We start from the raw sequence: 16,605 nt of genomic DNA, 5'->3' as shown, positions 1-16,605 counted from the left end.
GCAGCGGTGGCTACCTGCGATTAGCTGAAGTTTAGGGAGTGTTGACAGGCTCGGACGATACGGCAGCGTTGGCAGGCTGGGCTGGTCCGCGCACTTTCAAAAATCCGGACATGGCCACGATCACAGCCGCGACCAACACGATGATGTTCAGCCACTTACCGCGGGCGGCCCGGAACGATTCAAAAGCGGCCGACCGACCGACCAGTGCCGAGGCCACAAAGAAGATGAAGAAGGCTAACAACATCTTGGTGCCAATCAGCGCATGATAGAGACCATCGCCTTTGTGATTGGGCATTTGGCGAAAGTAGTTGTAAAACCCGGTAACCAGAAACAACAAGATTCCCATGTGCACAAAGCGTTTCCACTTGCCGTTAATCAAACTGCGCAGTTTGTCATGTTCATTCTGCTCGAGTTGGGCGGAGCTAGGTAACAAGACATACGCCATAAATGCGCTGCCACCGATCAGCATGATGGCCGTTGATACGTGAAGGATGCGGGAAATGACATCGATCGCAAATAAGTTGTCCATGGACAGTTTCTGTTCTTGAGCGTTTGTGAGAGAACCTTGCAGGCCGTACAATTCTAGGCGAGCCGGGCAGAGCCTACCACTCCGCTCACGCTCGCTCAGCCGTGAATTTGCGGATCCCACCTGAAGCAACGACCATGAAAACAGCATTTGCAATCAAGGCCTGCCTCTGCTTGATCATGCTTTCGCGCGCAGGGCTTCATGCACAAAGCGATACCGTGCAGCAACTGCCGCTCGACATCCCATCGGTCATAGCCTTTCCGATCGGAGTGACTCGCACGTCAGCCCCAATTACCGCTTGGATAACGGCTGAGGACTTGAATATCGATTCCGCAAAACACCGTATGCTCCTCGTGGCCGGGCTGGACGGTTCACCCGATACCACCGCAGCCGCCAGGCATGTCATGCGGCGTTTTTATACTGACGATCAATACACATCGCTTCGCCGGGTCATGGCACTTTCAGCCGTAGTCGCGGGTAACCCCGACGGGCTGATGCGCGGGCTGATCAACGATAACGGGCAAGGCGGTAATCCTGCGGTTGGTTATCCGCCGGCCGGCGAATACTATAACAGCCGAACACAGGTCGAGTCGCAGTATCTGTGGCGTTGGATCGGCATGCACGCGCCCGATCGAGTCGTCGAGCTGATACCTGGGCCACGGACCGCCACGATCGATCCAGCCCATAGACCAGCCGATTGCCTTGTCCGTCAGCTGGGACAGCTGCCCGCGGCCAACGTCGGACTTATTCAGGGCTTCACCCGCAGCGTCAAAGCTGGCGACTTGGTCCCGTTTGCGGATTTGAATTTGGAAAACTTTCGACTCGAAACTGCGAACGAAAAACCGATTGCGCTGGAGAACATATCGCCGGCTCGTCGCGAGCTGCAGACGCGAATTGCACGGACGGCTCGGGAAGTGGCCGGTCAACTGGCTGCGGTTTATGGCCACGATCTGCCAACCATGGCATATATTCCCGCCGTGGCTTGCATGGCGCGATGGCGCTGGGCACGGCTCATCGGCAACCAAGAGGCACAAGCGGAAATCGAGCGATTGGTTGATGACTACGTTGCAGGTCGTCGATTTGGCTTGACGGACAAGAGCAGCAACAGTGATATCGCGGGCCATATCTTGTGGGGCGAGTTATTCACGGATCATGTCGTGGAACGCTATCGCGAACTGGCGCAAGCGGCCGCAGACCGCGCCTTCGATGCGCAGGGCCAACCGCTGGAGTCGATGCCCGGTCACAACGAGATGAGTGATGCGGTCTTCATGGGCTGTCCGATCCTGGCCACGGTCGGTCGACTCACTGGCGATAACAAGTATTACGAAATGTGCCTGCGCCATATGCGTTTCATGCTGCAGCTGAACCTGCGCGAGGATGGCTTGCATCGACATTCACCCCAGGATGATACCGCCTGGGGACGAGGCAACGGCTTCCCTGCCTTGGGGCTGGCGCTGGTGCTCGAGAACCTGCCCGAGAATCATCCCGCCCGGCCTGAGATCTTGGCTGCCTGGACTGCGCATTTGCGAGCTCTATTGCCGCACCAAGATGTCACGGGTGCCTGGCATCAAGTTATCGATCATCCCGAGAGCTATCGAGAGCTGAGTTGTACCTGTATGATCACTTACGCCGTGGCTCGCGGTGTCAGAATGGGTTGGCTGTCCAAGCAAGAATTTGCTACAAGCGTCGATCGAGGCTGGCAAGCGATTAAGGCGCGGGTCGCCTCCGACGGTAGCCTGGTCGATGTCTGCACAGGTACTGGCAAAATGAACTCGTTAAGAGAATACTTGGATCGTCCGGCCATCCTGGGCCGTGATCCACGCGGTGGAGCTATGGCTCTGCTGGTGGCCACCGAAATGATGCAGTGGCCGGGACCACCCAACCCTTGATTGATCCTCCCTTGACCCACCTTCCCAAAACATCCCCACCCATCTGCTGCTTGTGTGGCCTGTTGTGTCCCGTGCCCATGAAATGGCCGGACCACGACCAACCGCCAGCCTGTTCGCGCTTGCACGCCTGGCTGAATGTACAAGATACTTTACGTATAAAGCATTTGTCATTACCGCCAGATGCCCCGCTGGATTGGCTAAGCCGCCAGGCACATTTGTTACGCGCAGCCCACAGCCCGCTGGTCTGGCTGGAAAGCTGCGATGTGGAGACCGCGCGAGCTGCAGTCCGGTTGGCGGAAAAAAGTGGAGCCACCCTGCATGTCGCGCAGTCGCCGGGCGAACATTTGGTTTCTGCAGTCATCAGTTCCATTGGCTGGCAAGGCACCTCGCTGGCCGAAGTGCGCTCTGCCGCCACGCTGATTGTGCACGTTGGACAACAACACCTGCGAGAAATGCCTTTGCTTCTAGCCCGTTTTGCACCGAACACTTGCGAACACATCTTTCTGGACCATTGCCCACCTGAAGTGCGTGAAGACGAGTTGTCCACGGATGGTCAACAGGTAATCGAACTCGGCTGGCAAAGACATCAATGGTTGGATGGTTTGATGCGCACACTGCTGGCCATTCGCGACGAGTCGGTCGTTTCGCAGCGCACCGCGACCGAGATGGATGCCAGCGCAGGATTTTTGGCCGAGCGTCTCTTGGTCAATCGCTATTGTGTCATCATCTGGAATCAAGACGAATTGACTGATCAAGCCGATCGACTGTTGCTAGAAAGACTGGTCGAGCTGACAGATGTTGTCAGTGCCATTACACGCTGCACGCTGTTACCATTGGCCAGCGATCCAGGGCGCGTCACTAGCCATGATACTGTCCTGTGGCTGACCAATCTGACTACTCCATTGCGGTACTGTGATCGCGGCTGGCAGCGAGCCGATTATTCGGCTGGACTCAGCCTGGATCAGTGGCAAGCCCAGTATGATTATCGACTGTGTGTGCGATCGTTGCCCAGCGATACGCCTTTGCCCGAGATGGCCTTCCATGCTCTGATCGATGCTGACTGCAACGTCCCGCAGTCCGGTAGCCATGGCTCGGAAAGCTGCTACGTTTGCTCGATTGGATTAAACGGATCCGGACATCTCACCCGCGGTGATCATGGCCTGGCAGCGTATGCGAGCGGCATTGAAGTGAACGATTCACAGCGAGCCACCGCCTGGGAAGTTCTTCGAGGACTTAGTGCACAGTTGGATCTTAAACACTGGCCAACGTTGCACACGCCCTTGGCTAAATCTGCCGAAAGGAACGTATGATGCATCATGCCATCCTACGCGGCGCACAGCTGATCGACCCGACGCATGTTCTGAACGGCCAGGTGGTGGATATACACGTGAGCGCGGGACGCATTACCCGCGTAGCTACGCATGATCCACGACGAGCGCTCAGCCTGGCCCCGGGCAGTACATTGCATGATTACACGGGCTGCATCGCCATGGCAGGTGGAATTGATTTGCATACGCACATCGGCGGTGGCAAATTAAATTTGGCGCGATTGCTAACTCAAGATCTGAGCGCGCGACGCCATCACGACGCGCGTGGTCCGATTTGGTCATCTGTTGAGACCGGATTGAAGTATTCGGCCATGGGGTACACTGCCTGCTTTGAGCCGGCCATGCTGCTGCCTCAAGCTCGCTCGACCCATCTGCAATTAGCCGACACACCGCTGCTGGATAGCGGTGCCTACGTCGTCATGGGAAACGAAGAATGGCTACTGCGAGCCATGGGTCGCGGTCTGGAACAACCGCTGTTAGAAGAATTGGTCGCCTGGACAGTTCAAGCCAGTCACGCGATGGCCGTAAAAGTGGTCAATGCCGGGGGCATTAGCGCGTTCAAATTCAATCAACGCTCATTGGATGTCGATCAACCGCACGCGCGCTATGGTGTAACTCCACGCTCGGTGCTGCGCAGCCTGGCCGCGGCCGTCGATGCGATTGGGCTGGCTCATCCGCTACACGTGCATGCCAGCAACCTGGGCGTGCCTGGCAACATTCGTTCAACCTTGGCCACGCTACAGGCCGTCGAGGGTCATCGCATTCACTTGACACACGCTCAGTTCAACGCCTATAGCGATGTGGGCCCGATGAACATGGGTAGCGGGGCATCCGAGCTGGCAGAATATGTCAATCGCAGTCCGCAGGTCAGCTTGGACGTCGGTCAAATTGTCTTTGGTCAAACCGTAACCCTCTCGGCTGACTCTCAAGCACAATATCGCAATCGCCGTCATGCTCAACCCTCCAAGTCGATCGTGTCGGATGTCGAATGTACCGGCGGGTGTGGTATCGTGCCTATGCGTTATGCCAACACGCACTACGTCAGCAGCTTGCAATGGACGATAGGTTTGGAACTCCTGCTGCTGATCAAGAATCCGTACCAGGTGCTATTGACGACCGATCATCCCAACGGTGGTCCGTTCACCAGCTATCCACATTTGATTCGCTTGTTGACCGATCGCACGTTTCGCCAGGCGGCGCTGGAGGCCATCCATCCCCTAGCGCGGGAGCGAACCCTCTTGAAGGATCTCGAGCGCCAATACACGCTGGATGAAGTGGCGATCATTACACGCGCGGCACCTGCCCGACTGTTGGGCCTGGCTGACCGTGGACAGATTCGGCCCGATGCCGTGGCTGACTTGGTCTTTTACAAACCGAATGACAATGTGGAGTCGATGTTCTCTCAGGCGCAATCCGTTTGGAAGAGCGGAGTCTTACTGCCGCAGTTCCTGTTGACTCGCGACTATCAGCCATCGACCTCGCGCTCGGACCAAGTCACGACGTTAGATGCACTCGACGCCTGTCCACGCTCAACCGCGCTGCGCAGCACACCCCGGCAAGGTTTGTCACTATCTGTGTATTGGCAAGATGCCATCGAGCCAACCTTGGGCATTCCGATCGGCATGCTCGAGATTTCCGAAGATGAATTGCAAAGTCGGCTGCTGTCGGGCGGACGAGCCGAAATCGCAAATGCCACTGGAGTCAGTCTATGAACGCGACACCAGTCTTCATGCAGATCAACGGGATCGATATCGAAGATAGTTTTGCGGAAGCCTTTCCCATGAAGGCGACTCGCTTGATTATCACTGCAGAAGATCGTTATTGGGCCATGCATGCTGCGCAGGCTCTGACTGGTTTTGCAACCAGCGTCATTGCCTGCGGTTGCGAAGCCTCTGTCGAGCGCGAGCTGACCAGCGACCAATCGCCCGATGGACGCCCTGCGATCGCCGTGCTGTTGTTTGCAATGAGCGCCAAAGAGCTTGAAAAGCAAGTTGTACGCCGTGTGGGTCAGTGTGTGCTCACTTGTCCATCGACTAGCGTTTTCGCGGGAATGACCGGTGAGAAGGAAGTAGCTCTGGGCAGCAAGCTGCGTTACTTTGGCGACGGTTATCAAATATCCAAAGTCATCGGCGGCAGAAGATTCTGGCGCGTACCGGTCATGGATGGCGAGTTTGTCTGCGAAGCAACCACGGCTCGAACCGACGCGGTTGGCGGTGGTAACTTCCTGGTGCTCAGCGAATCGCTCAGCGGTGCCCTGCGCGCCTGCGAAACAGCCATGGCTGCGATGAAGCAGCTGAACAGTGTCATCATGCCTTTTCCCGGCGGAGTAGCCCGATCGGGATCAAAGGTTGGGTCCAAGTACAAGTGGTTAACCGCTTCGACCAATCATATGTACTGTCCCACCCTGCGCCCCATCACTGCGTCCCGTTTGCCTGCAGGCGTGGGAGCGGCGTTGGAAGTTGTCATTGATGGGCTGACTCAAGCCGACGTGGCACGGGCCATGCGTGTAGGTATCAAAGCGGCGTGTGAAGCCGGCACGCGTTATGGTCTGCGAATGGTGACTGCTGGCAACTACGGTGGCAAACTCGGTCAGTATCACTTTCATTTGAAAGATGTCCTGGCATGAGTAGTTTAACGCTGTCCTTAAAACCAGAGGTGCTTGGTCGATTAGACTTGACTGGCCTGGTGCCCGATCGCTTGGGCTGCCTGGATGTGGCCAGTATCGCTGCGCAAACCGTCATCCTCGATGGCACGCCGCGCGCAGTTGGTGAAGTGTTCACCATTGAAGATGGTGATCGTCAGCGCTTGATCCTACGCGGAGATCTATCGCGGGCTGATCGCGTGGGTGGGGCGATGATTGATGGTCTAATGCAAGTGGACAGCAGCACTGGTCATCGCCTGGCCGATCAGATGCGAGGTGGAGTGTTGAAAGTTGGCGGCTCGGTTGGCGATTACGCGTGTTCCAACTTGCGTGGTGGTCTGGTTGAAATCGAAGGCAGCGCTGGCGATTACTGCGGTGGCGCGAGTCCTAACTTTCGTCGAGGCATGCGGGGTGGCGTGTGCCGCGTTGAGCAGTCGGTGGGCAAATATGCTGGCTTTCGCATGCGCCGCGGTACGTTGATTGTGGGTGGGTCAGTTGATTTGGGGTTAGGTTGCTCCATGATTGCAGGGACAATCGTAGCCTTTGGCAAAATTACGTCGCCCATGGGCGTGGGCTTGAGACGCGGCACGTTGATTGTCGCACGAGATGATCAACCCCAACTACACGTCGGATTTACGCCCTGGGAGTCCGTTCAGCTGGCGTTTTTGCCAATTTTATTGGCAGATTTGCAAAGGCATGTTTCGCCCAGGCAACAGGCGGCGCTACACGCAGGCCGCGTAATGCGAGCCCTGGGTGATCGATCCAGCGGTGGTATGGGTGAATTGTTATGGATTTCGACGCTCGACCAGGATGATAGTCTGGAGACTGGTTTCCATATTGCAGCAACCCTCTAAAATGAAGGAGTGATGCCTATGAACCTTAAATCTCCGACCCTCCTATCTTTCGCCAACTTGAGCCATGTGGTTAGGCATGCCCGCGCGAGTACTGTCTGGATATGGCTCTTGGCAACTGCTTTATCGCTGTTGGCGCAAACGGCTTCTGTGTCTGCTCAGACTGTGCCGCGTGCGGAAAAGCTGCGTGTGTATTTGATTGGCAATTCGCTGACCTGGGATTGCGTGCCTGCCGCGTTGGGCGTGGATGCTCAGTGGCATGTGGACTGTGGCAAGAACCTGAAGCAGATTTTCAATGCTCCCGAGAAGCCATGCGTTCCGTCGAGCCTGGTTTGGACCAAAGCGCTCCAAGAGAACAAGTACGATGTGTTGTGCATCCAACCTCACTACGGTACCAAGCTGAGCGAAGACATCGATTTGGTCAGTCGCTGGGTGGCCATGCAACCTCAAGCGATGCTCGTTTTGCATTCGGGTTGGCCCAAACATCTCGAGATTAGCCAAGAATCCGCAGATGCGGGTACAGAAATAACTGTCACCGGTGCATCGACCATGCACCATTCAGTGAACTACATGCACGAATTAGCTCTCGGAGTGGCCGACCGCCATGCCGGGGTCAGGATTCGACACACGCGCGTCTTGGAGGCGTTGCAGCAAATTGAGCTGGATATCCGCCAAGGCGGGGCCCCTATTAAAAAGGTGAGCGAACTATATCGCGACGACATTCATCTAACCTTTGCTGGTGGACGCTACTTGGCGCACAATATGTTGCGTCAATCACTGGGCCTGGCGCTTAGCTCCCAAGGTTTTCAGTTGGATGACGACTTGAAGAGTTACCTGGACAAAACTATTACTCGCTTTGGCGAGGCACGCTAAAAAATGTTGATTGCACCACCGCTCAAAAACAGCCAAGGCAAACTGCCGTTGGCCGATTTCAAGAAACGGCCCAATGAAGAACTGGCGTCGATCATTGCTGAGGCCAAGCAGCAATTGGGCTCGCGCTTGCTCATCCTGGGGCATCACTATCAACAAGACGAAGTGATCGCGCATGCAGATTTGACTGGCGACAGTTACCAGCTGAGCCAGCTGGCTGCGGCCAGTCGGGATTGCCGCGTAATCATTTTCTGCGGCGTGCACTTTATGGCTGAGACCGCGGATATCTTGGCCAATCGACCCGAAAAATTGTCCGAGCGCGGTGGGCAGCACGTTACCGTAATCCTGCCCGACATGGCTGCCGGTTGCTCAATGGCTGACATGGCTGCCATTCGACAAGTGGAAGACGCCTGGAATCAACTGGGTGAAGTGATCGATACGCAGCGCGTTATCCCGGTGACCTATATCAACTCAGCAGCTTCGCTGAAAGCCTTCTGCGGCAAACATGGCGGGATTGTCTGCACCAGTAGTAACGCAGCTGCCGTACTGAAATGGGCTTTTGAACGCGGTGATCGCGTGTTCTTTTTCCCCGATCAACACTTGGGCCGCAATACCGCGCTGAAGATGGGTATCACGGACGATCAGATGCCGGTCTACGATCCTTATGCCGAATCGCTCGGTGGAAACACAGCCGAGGCGATCACTGCGAGCAAGGTGGTTTTGTGGAAAGGTCACTGCAGCGTACATCAAATGTTCACTGCCGCTCACGTGGCCCAGTTTCGCCAGCGGATCCCCGGCATCAAGATCTTGGTACACCCTGAATGTCCGCGCGAAGTCAATGACATTGCAGACGTCTCGGGTTCGACCAGCAAGATTATTCAAACCGTGAAGCAGTCGCCTGCAGGCACCAAATGGGCAATTGGTACCGAGTTGCATTTGGTCAATCGCTTAAAGGCCGAACATCCAGAACAAGAGATTCACTTCTTGTCGCCTGTTGTCTGCATGTGTGCGACCATGTATCGTATCGATCTCGCGCACCTGGCGTGGACGCTAGCCAACTTGTTGGAAGACTCAGTGGTCAACGCCATTAAAGTCGACCCGGAAGTAACTCGCAATTCCCTGATAGCTCTGCAGCGCATGTTAGAAGTCAAGTAACTGGCGAACCAGTCTGAGCACGCCAGCGAGGAATGCCTTACCACACCCAGAAAGCAACAACTGAATGTCGGATTTCGTCGAAGTGGCTCGGATGGCTGACCTACCCGAGGGCGGAAAGCAATGTTTAGAAATCAACGGCCACTACGTGGTCATCGTGCACTTGGACGGTCAGCTGTATTGTTTGGACGATGTGTGCACGCACGACGGCGGACCACTAGGCGAAGGCGAACTGGATGATCATTGCCTGGTCTGCCCGCGGCACGGAGCCAAATTCGACATTCGCACCGGCGCCGCCGTCTTAATGCCCGCCACCGAACCAACAGCCGTGCACGAAATCAAGCTCGAAGGCGATAAGATCCTCGTGCGTTTATCGACGTAAGCGCACGGTATTAGCCTCGGTTGGATTCGTACTCCTACTCCTACTCCTACTCGAATTTGTATGTACTCGCAGCTATCGAGTACGAGTAGGAGTACGAAGAGCCGTGCTTACGGGTGTTAGACGACGTACGTGCAACGGCCTTGCACGTTCAATAACCGAGGCTAACGCCTGCGGTTTAAAATAGGCGGGCTGCTAATTCACTGTCTAGCAGCAATCGGCTGCGCTGTTGAAGAGCAGTCTTGCGATCGCTAGTTAACTGTTGTTGGGCGGCTTTGGCGGTCTTCCAGCTGCGCTGGAACTGTTCCATAAACCGTGAGTATGCGTCGGTGAGACGATTCACGGTGCCCGCATCGCGGTGAGTGCGAACAGTGGAAATTAGCGCTGGGCCAAACAAGTCTTCGTTCAGTTCCGTTGGTATCGTCTCAACGCCGTTTAGTCCAGGCAGCCACTGCACTTGAGTACGCTTATTCGACCAAGCCCCGATCGCACTTTGGAAACTTAACTTGCTCAGTCGATATTGTTCGCACAGCGCCCCGAGTTCGTTTTCCATGGCGACCCGGTCTTGGTTCAGCTTGCTCAGTTCTAACTTCAGCTCATTTTCCGTTTTGACCAACTTGTCCACTTCCGATTGAGCCTGCGCGCGTGTTCGCTTGGCAGTTTCACCAAGGGAAGTCAGCTGTTGCAGTTGAGCCTGGCCGGTGGCGGCAGCGGCTTTTAAACTTTCATACTCCGCGCAGATCGGCGACGAACTAGCTGCACTAGCGGACGAGTCGGCATCGAGTCCTTGTTCGGCCAGGTATGCGTTGACCAGTGGCCGCGTGGCTTCCACGCGCAAGTTCGCTTGATCAGCTGCCTGGCGCGCCGCCTCGTAACGTTGGTATACGGGCTGATACTCCATATCCGCCCTGTCGAAAGCACTCTGTGCGGTTCGCAAATCGCTTTGTAGCTTGTCACTTTTGGTTTCGATCAACTTGGCCTTAGTCGGCATGTCGTGTAAGGCCACAAGTTTTTGCTTAATTTGGCCCAGCAATTTGTCGCGTACATCTACCGTGGGCTGAGTGTTTTCACATTGTGCGACGAACTCAGTTAGCTGCACGAGGTGTTGCTGCAGGGTATGAAACTCAGGATTGCTCGCTGCCATTTCTTGCTCGACCAATTGCCGCAACCGATCATCCGCGGCCGCCACCAGTTTCTTCTTGCCTTCAGTGGCGCTGGTAAGCTGACCAAGCTCGGCACGCGCTTTCTCAAGTCCTGAACTCTGCAGTTGCTGGTCGTCCGGCTGCGCAAAGCGAGCGGCTGAAAACGCATCGATATCAGTTTTTAGTTGAGCCACGAACTGCTCGGCAGTATGAATATCTCGACTGGCGTCGACTACGATCTGACCAAAGGCGCGAAGATGAATAACCGAATCATTGGCGGCCAACTGCTCGCGATAATAGCTACTAGGCCTACCGCCCCGAGCCTCTGCGGGCGGCAACAATGAATCCTTGAGCATCTGGGCTCGTGCGATCACAAAGTTGTCAGCCAGGATCTCCGCTTCTTGATCGCTGACCATATCTCGCAGTTCAACATCCTGCTTTCGCGTGGCGGTAAACGGTAGTTTACGCTTGAACCAGCCAACGACACCTGCATTTTCGCCTTTGAAAGCAGCGTACTGCGCATGGAATTCCGCCAACTCGCCTTGATCCCGAATCCGTTCTTCCTCGATGCGTCGAATCGCTTCATCTATCGAGCTGGCCATCTGTTGATCCACGCCTTGACGACCAATTGCCGCCGCCATCTGGTCGAAAGCTTCTTGCAGTTGTCGGTAACTGGTAGCGTGCTGCAAACCTTGAAGCCAGGTGGGATCGGAAGACATACGGGAAATGCCTTTCTGCACAAGCGATAAAAATTTGGGGCAGGCGATTGTTGGATCGCCGATTATACACTATTTATCATCTTCCAGAAAACTGGTGCCGTTGTATTGGTTTACATATAAAGCAATCGCAAATCGAAAAAATCCTGATTGCTTTACGCATCAAGTAAGAGCTGAGCGCAGGGGCCCCCCTTCTCCCTCGATGTAGTGAGATCGTCCAGCTTTTAACTATCGAAATTCAAAGGCCTTAGGGTGGCACTGGCAATGCGCAGCATAGCCAGTGCATGGACCGAAGTGGTGCAGTTGGCCGGGCCCTGTTTCTGGTCCAGTGGCAGCGAAGTTTTGGATACAGCCTGCCAGGGTGCAGCCTGGGACGGGTTCTTTCGTTGGCCAATGAGCCCTCTCAGGGTGCTTTGAAACTTCGGTTTCATTAGCCCGGGTCAACTGCAGCCCGAATATCGATCGCTTCGTTTTGAGCACTGGCTATGCTGCGCATTGCCAGTGCCACCCAGAACTCTAAACGCCATGCAGTGGCACGACTAAAAGCTGTACGATCTCAGTACATTGGGGGAGAAGGGGAGAACCGGGCGCGTCGCATCAATACCGTATCAGCCTGTCAACAGTTTCGTTAGCACCTCACCGGCCACGTCGGTCAGGCGGTAGCGACGACCGTTGTGCAGATAGGTTAAGCGCTTGTGATCCAAGCCCAAGAGATGCAGCATCGTGGCATGCAAGTCGTGGACGGTGACTGGATCGACGACTGCCTTGTAACCGATTTCATCGGTCTCGCCATGGCTTGTGCCACCCTTGACACCAGCGCCTGCCATCCAGGCCATGAAGCCGTGCGGGTTGTGGTCTCTTCCATCTTTGCCTTGCGAGACCGGCATGCGGCCGAATTCGCCACCCCAAATCACCAACGTAGATTCGAGCAGACCACGCTGCTTGAGGTCGGTCAACAGTCCATCGATGGGTACGTCGGTGGCCAGGCAGTGTCCCGTATGATTGCCGGTGAGGTCGCTGTGGGCATCCCATTCGCCATCGCTATAGACTTGCACAAACCGCACACCGCTTTCGACCAGCCGGCGTGCGAGCAAACACTTCGAACCGTAGGACTTCGTTTCTGCACGATCGAGCCCGTAGGACTGGCGCGTCAGCTCCGTCTCATCCGAAAAGTCGATCAACTTCACCGCGTCGGCTTGCATGCGGTACGCGAGCTCGAAGGACTGGATACGTCCCAACAAATCAGCTTCGCCAGGATGCGCTTGCATATGTTCGTCGTTCAACCGAGCGAGCAAATCAAGCTGCCGGCGCTGGTCGTCACGCGTGACGTCATTGGGGCGACTCAGATTGAGGATCGGGTTGCCCTCGGGCCTAAAGAGCGTTCCTTGATAACTGGATGGCAGGAACCCCGCATGCCAATTCAAAGGACCGCCTTTGATGCCTTGATTATTTCCGAGCACAACATAGCCAGGCAGATTCTGATTCTCACTCCCCAGAGCGTAGGTGATCCAGGCTCCAGCCGACGGAAAGCCTGGACGGGCAATTCCGGTGTTGATTTGATACAGGGCCGGAACGTGATCGTTCGAATCGCTGTAAAGAGATTTGATGAAAGCAAAGTCGTCGACATGTTTCGCGACATGCGGATATTTATCGCAGACCCAAGCCCCACTCTCGCCGTACTGCTTGAACTTAAATGGCGACTTCATCAGCGGACCAGGACTGCCGTTGAAGACATTGATCTGAATATTCTGCCCGTCGCGCTTGGTTAATTCCGGCTTGGGGTCAAAGGTGTCCACAGCACTGGGCGCGCCTTCCATGAACAGCCAGATCACCGATTTGGCTTTGGGTGCAAAGTGCACAACTTGCGGTTGCACCAGAGCTTTGTCGTCAGGGTCGGCGGCCAGCAAGCCTTGCTGGGACAGTAAATCGAGCAAGGCCAGTCCGCCAAAGCCTGCACCGGCGCGCTGCAGGAAGTGTCGACGATTGCCTGCTACTTCGTATCGACCGCAATGTGAGCTGGGTGGGATCATCGCTTGGCATCTCACTTAATCAACATAGATGAATTCATTGAGACCAAACCAGGTTTGGCATAGATCTGCTAACGCGCGGCGACGAATCTCTTCGGCCGATTCCTCGGGCGCCCGAGCTGTGCGGGCGCTGATTTGTTCTTGGACAAAGGCGAGTGAAACGCTCTTCTCCGAAGCACTGGCGGATCTGCCTAGCGCATATCTATAGCCACGCTCGATCCAAGCATCCTCGTCGATGCCTACCTCGGCGATCAGCCGGTCGGAGAAACTCAGGGCGGTGGAGCGCACAAAGGGATCGTTCAGCAATGCCAGAGCCTGCGGCGCGACTGTGGTCGGGTCGCGGCGATTGCAACTTTGTTGTGCGTCTGGTTTGTCAAACGCTTGCAGTAGCGGATAGGGCACCACTCGTTTGTGAAACATATAGATCGAGCGGCGACGCACGTCGGGAGAATCTTCGATCTTCCCAGGATAAGGATCTTTGGTGTTGCGAGCCACAATGGCCTCGGCACTGATCTGAGGTTTGAAGCCTGGGCCATAGGCCTTCAGATTTATGGTGCCACTAACAGCCAGCATGGCATCACGCAGCACTTCCGCTTCCAATCGTTGCGGTCTCATCCTCGATAGCAGGCGATTGTCAGGGTCGATCTGGCTAGGTGCGATACCTGCTTGCTGATAAGCAGCGCTGGTCAGTATCATGCGATGCAAGCGCTTCAACTTCCAACCGTGCTGCACCAAGTCGTTGGCCAGCCATTCCAATAACTCTGGATGCGTTGGTGCATCAGAACGCACGCCAAAGTCGCCAGTGGTGTGAACGATCGCTTGACCGAAGTGATGTTGCCACAGGCGATTAACGATCACTCGCGCCACCAGCGCTCCGGCGCCTTGGTCGATGTCGGTCATCCATTCCGCCAGCGCTCGGCGCTGCAGCGTACTCGACTTGTTGGGACTGCTTTCGCGCGCCTGTTCCCAGTAATCTTCAGGGTTCTTGTGGCGGGTCATGATCGAGACAAAACCCAGAGGCACGGGTTGCTCATGATCATAAAAGTCGCCACGACGGAACAGCCAAGTCGGCTTGGGTTGCGGACCAAAATCGCGATAGGCATACACCTTCTCGCTCGACCCCACGGTGACTTCGCCGCGATCACCGCTGTGCAGCGCGCTTAAGATTCCATAGTAGTCGCGCGCAGGAATTGCGTCGTATTTGTGATCATGACAGCGGACACATCCCAGAGTCAAACCAAGCATGCCGGTACCGATGGTCGAAACAATATCGTCCAACTCGTTGTACCGATTGCGTAGTCGCTCGTCTTCTAACAAATTGTCGCGCAGACCCGCAAAGGGTCCGGCAGCCAGAAAGCCAGTCGCTGCCACAGCCGATGGATTGTCGGGTTCGTATTCATTCCCAGCTAATTGCCAGCGAACGAATTGATCGAACGGCATGTCGTCGTTAAAAGCGCGGATGACAAAGTCGCGATAGTGATACGCCAACGGGCGATCGCGATCGGTCTCCTGGCCATCGCTGTCCGCATAACGGGCGACATCCAGCCAATGTCGCCCCCAGCGTTCGCCGTGACGCGGACTATCTAGTAGGCGATCGACCAGGGCCTCGAGGGCGCCTTGCGAATCACGAGTCGCGGCGTCGACAAACGCTTGGACTTCTTCCGGCGAGGGCGGCAAACCGATTACATCGAAATACAAGCGACGAATGAGTGTTCGAAGTGCGGCAGGAGGAGCGGGTTGCAGTTGATTCGATTCCAAAGATGACAAAATGAAAGCGTCGATCGGAGTGCGGGCCCACACCTGGTTCTTAGTCACCGGTATCTCAACCTCGCTCAGAGGTTGAAAAGCCCAGTGCTGTTTGGCTTGCTCGCTGCGCGGATCCAGTACGTCGGCATGGCTGGGCCAATTTGCACCTTGATCGATCCAGGCACGCAGAATGCCCACTTGTTCATCGGTCAGGGCGTTGCCCTCGGGAGGCATAATGTCCGTTTCAGGAATGGCGGATACCAAGTGAATTAGGCGACTGGCTGCACTGTTGCCTGGCTCAATTGCCCGACCACTTTTGCCACCTGCCATTGCCAGCCGTTTAATGCCGAGATTCAATCCACCTTCTTCATTGCCTTCCGCATGACACTCAAAGCAGCGCTGGCGTAGCAGTGGTTGCACGTCTTTAATAAAGTCCACCTCTCGGTCGACGGGCTTCGGCAACAGGGCGGCGTAATCAACCCGCGCGGGAATGCCTGCCGCAAAGTTGCGTGCGACTTCCTGGGCCGTTAACGCGCGGTCATAGATGCCGACCAAATGCAGCTGGCCATGCCACGGACGATCACCCGTCCATTCGTTGGCCAATGACAATTGAAATTCATCACTCCAGTTGGACAGATCGCCTGCCACCGTGTGCGCACCGACCTCTTGGGCATTTACATACATCCGCGTCATACCGGAGGGATCGCGCGAGCAGAGCACATGCGTGAGTTCAGTGTTAACCACGCTTTCTGTGGACGCTAACGACGGCATGCCATTGGTACTGGTGGCTGTCGTTCGCAAACGCAGTTCGAAACGCGAACCATCTTGGCCGAGAGTCCAGTTTCGCTGATTCGCATCCGCTGAGAGCGTAACGATGCGAGCCGGGCCCTTCTGCTGGATGTCACTCGGCTTGAGCCAAACTTCTACGGTCAGCGCATTGGATGCTTTAGAAGCCGCGATAACTTTCTTGGCTGGCCCGTCGGATGTGATACGACTAGCGGAACTCACGTCCAGTCGATCATCGCGCCACTTAACACCCGCCTGCCTGGCAATGCGCAGATTTAGTGGCTCACCTACTCCAGATCTATCTCGTAAGATTTCATCTGCCGGGCGATCAAACAGGTAGAGTACGGTCAAGCCGTCGGTGACTCGCTCCGAACTGTCCTGCGAAAATGCCACCTCGCGAAAGGATAAGAGTAAAGCTAATGTCAGGATTATCCATCGATGAGTCACTATGCTCCTCCGCTATGCAAATCACTTCGGCACTCTGCCACGCCTGGGCCAGCAGCTATTGTAGCTTGAAGTGGCAGCGGTGTTGACTGCTGATTGAACGGCTCC

12 protein-coding genes are annotated in these 16,605 nt (G+C 55.7%); 8 read left to right on the top strand and 4 right to left on the bottom strand.

The window, feature by feature from the left end:
• Nucleotides 1–31: 31 nt before the first annotated feature.
• Complete coding sequence (locus SH573x_RS13875; RefSeq protein ID WP_479355956.1) at nucleotides 32–529, bottom strand: hypothetical protein; 498 nt, start codon at nucleotides 527–529, stop codon at nucleotides 32–34.
• 134 nt (nucleotides 530–663) lie between these two features.
• Here SH573x_RS13875 and SH573x_RS13870 point away from each other — a divergent pair, with 134 nt between their 5' ends.
• From SH573x_RS13870 to SH573x_RS13835, 8 genes are all read left to right on the top strand, one after another.
• Nucleotides 664–2,415, top strand: a complete 1,752-nt coding sequence (locus SH573x_RS13870) for a glycoside hydrolase family 88 protein (RefSeq protein ID WP_479355955.1) — start codon at nucleotides 664–666, stop codon at nucleotides 2,413–2,415.
• A gap of 77 nt (nucleotides 2,416–2,492) precedes the next feature.
• Nucleotides 2,493–3,725: a molybdopterin-binding domain-containing protein gene (locus tag SH573x_RS13865; protein WP_479355953.1), complete on the top strand. Its 1,233-nt coding sequence runs from the start codon at nucleotides 2,493–2,495 to the stop codon at nucleotides 3,723–3,725.
• Nucleotides 3,722–5,455: a formylmethanofuran dehydrogenase subunit A gene (locus tag SH573x_RS13860; RefSeq protein ID WP_479355951.1), complete on the top strand. Its 1,734-nt coding sequence runs from the start codon at nucleotides 3,722–3,724 to the stop codon at nucleotides 5,453–5,455. Before SH573x_RS13865 ends, SH573x_RS13860 begins: the two co-directional genes overlap by 4 nt.
• Nucleotides 5,452–6,369 (top strand): formylmethanofuran--tetrahydromethanopterin N-formyltransferase, encoded by a 918-nt coding sequence (gene fhcD / locus SH573x_RS13855; protein WP_479355950.1) that lies wholly within the window; start codon nucleotides 5,452–5,454, stop codon nucleotides 6,367–6,369. Before SH573x_RS13860 ends, fhcD begins: the two co-directional genes overlap by 4 nt.
• Nucleotides 6,366–7,238 (top strand): formylmethanofuran dehydrogenase subunit C, encoded by an 873-nt coding sequence (locus SH573x_RS13850; RefSeq protein ID WP_479355948.1) that lies wholly within the window; start codon nucleotides 6,366–6,368, stop codon nucleotides 7,236–7,238. The genes fhcD and SH573x_RS13850 overlap by 4 nt, the downstream gene beginning before the upstream one ends.
• A gap of 18 nt (nucleotides 7,239–7,256) precedes the next feature.
• Entirely contained in the window at nucleotides 7,257–8,108 is an 852-nt protein-coding gene (locus SH573x_RS13845) for a hypothetical protein (RefSeq protein WP_479355946.1), read from the top strand.
• A gap of 3 nt (nucleotides 8,109–8,111) precedes the next feature.
• Nucleotides 8,112–9,260 (top strand): quinolinate synthase NadA, encoded by a 1,149-nt coding sequence (nadA, locus tag SH573x_RS13840; protein WP_479355945.1) that lies wholly within the window; start codon nucleotides 8,112–8,114, stop codon nucleotides 9,258–9,260.
• Nucleotides 9,261–9,324: 64 nt separating this feature from the next.
• Nucleotides 9,325–9,639, top strand: a complete 315-nt coding sequence (locus tag SH573x_RS13835; protein WP_479355943.1) for a Rieske (2Fe-2S) protein — start codon at nucleotides 9,325–9,327, stop codon at nucleotides 9,637–9,639.
• 175 nt (nucleotides 9,640–9,814) lie between these two features.
• Here the strand turns inward: SH573x_RS13835 and SH573x_RS13830 are convergent, their stop codons facing one another.
• From SH573x_RS13830 to SH573x_RS13820, 3 genes are all read right to left on the bottom strand, one after another.
• Nucleotides 9,815–11,497, bottom strand: coding sequence for a coiled-coil domain-containing protein (locus SH573x_RS13830; protein ID WP_479355941.1), 1,683 nt, complete (start codon nucleotides 11,495–11,497; stop codon nucleotides 9,815–9,817).
• A 605-nt stretch (nucleotides 11,498–12,102) separates the two neighbouring features.
• The gene (locus SH573x_RS13825) at nucleotides 12,103–13,524 is read right to left on the bottom strand and encodes a DUF1501 domain-containing protein (protein ID WP_479355939.1); all 1,422 of its coding nucleotides are present in this window, start codon (nucleotides 13,522–13,524) and stop codon (nucleotides 12,103–12,105) included.
• A 15-nt stretch (nucleotides 13,525–13,539) separates the two neighbouring features.
• Nucleotides 13,540–16,500 carry a DUF1553 domain-containing protein gene (locus tag SH573x_RS13820; RefSeq protein ID WP_479355937.1) on the bottom strand — a complete coding sequence of 987 codons (2,961 nt, stop codon included), beginning with the start codon at nucleotides 16,498–16,500 and terminating at the stop codon, nucleotides 13,540–13,542.
• Between the last annotated feature and the right edge of the window lie 105 nt (nucleotides 16,501–16,605).

The organism is Rania fehmarnensis (assembly GCF_056494185.1).
The sequence above is the reverse complement of the archived record's forward strand: the minus strand, read 5'-3'. Positions and strand labels throughout refer to the sequence as shown.